Below are 1380 nucleotides of genomic sequence, written 5' to 3'. Positions count from 1 at the left end.
ACGATGTTTTTAATTTTTTCATAAACTTCATTTTCAAGTGATTTACATTGCCATTGTAAGTCTGCTATTGTAAGCCAAAATTCGTTTGAGTCTTCATTTGAGTTTAAATCTTCACTATATTTTTTGACAATGCTTTCAGTTATTACTTTGACTTCAACGCCTTCATTATAAGATTGAAAAAATTCGTATTCAATATCTTTATATAAATCACTTTCAGAGATATTTATTCCCCAGTTTCCCATTTTTTGCAGGATTTTTTTAAAATTGGCTATAACGTTTCGCGGCTATCAGTCTGTAGCGAAGCCAACGAACTGCGTACTGTCTGCTAAGATAGAGTTTTTACGTGAAAAAAATGGTACAACTCAAGAAAAACCAGCTATAGCTGATAACCGCTGTTGTGCGAATGGCTTAATCTTCGTGAAATGGATTTTCTTCGAAAAAATCTGCAATATTTTTTTTGCCATCAGTGTTATAGAGATCTATGAGATTAATTTTCAGCATTAACAAATTGAATTGCATTATAATCGTTGCATCTAAGTATTTTTCCCAACTAATTGGATTGATTGCAAATTGAGAATCTGCTATATCTTGTCCCACTTCAAGAATATTTATTTTCGTTTTAAGTCCGGTTACAAAAGCATCATCTGATTTTCTTTTCATTGTCAATTTACAATTAAACTCTACTTCAGAAATAAAATCATAAGTTTTTTCCAAATAATAATCTGCTTTAAATTGCGATGTGGTCATATTTATTATATTTTCAATAGTTACTATTCTACGGTTTTTTGGTAAAGCTTTCGCACAACGTTTCGCCGCTATCCGACTGTAGCGAATCCAGCGAACAGCGTACTGTCTGCTAAGATAAACTTTTTACGTGAAAATAGAAGCACAACTCAAGAAAAACCAGCTATAGCGGATAACGGCTGTTGGCAGTAGTACTTTTTATCTTTTGAGAATTTCAGTTTCACTTCTGGATTTTAATCTTTTCGACAAGGCTAATATCGTTAAACCTAAGAGAATTGTATATCCGATAATTATTTTCAAACTGCCTAAGTTAGCTAACACAAGTACAATTCCTGTTATTCCGGGGTTTCCACCACCAACAATTTCATATTCCACACCACTTTCAATTTGGAAAGCTAAATATAGTGACCAAATAAATATTATGGTTAGTGATAATAAAGCAAAAAGTTGTGCTTTTGCATAGCTTATTACACTGGGAATTTCGGCAGTATATTTTAATTTCGGATTTTCCGATTTTAGAAACTCAAAAATCTCGTTTTTTACATTTTCGTTTTCAATATTAAGTTCCTCTTCGGAGTTATTTCCAAAAAATATTTTGATATAAGTTTTTCCTTTTTGGTTTTCAATTTTCTTGAT

2 protein-coding genes and 1 pseudogene are annotated in these 1380 nt (G+C 31.5%); all 3 read right to left on the bottom strand.

The features are described from left to right. Positions 1–242, bottom strand: a pseudogene (locus C0512_RS15760) (hypothetical protein); the annotation flags it as partial. A 166-nt stretch (positions 243–408) separates the two neighbouring features. Then, positions 409–747 carry a hypothetical protein gene (locus C0512_RS15755; RefSeq protein ID WP_290863288.1) on the bottom strand — a complete coding sequence of 113 codons (339 nt, stop codon included), beginning with the start codon at positions 745–747 and terminating at the stop codon, positions 409–411. A 195-nt stretch (positions 748–942) separates the two neighbouring features. Continuing rightward, a partial coding sequence (locus C0512_RS15750; RefSeq protein ID WP_290863286.1) for a hypothetical protein occupies positions 943–1380 on the bottom strand: 438 nt, incomplete at its 5' end.

The organism is Flavobacterium sp. (genome assembly GCF_013822155.1).
Lineage (GTDB): Bacteria > Bacteroidota > Bacteroidia > Flavobacteriales > Flavobacteriaceae > Flavobacterium.
Note: the sequence above shows the minus strand (reverse complement) of the source record. Positions and strands in the feature narration are given on the sequence as shown.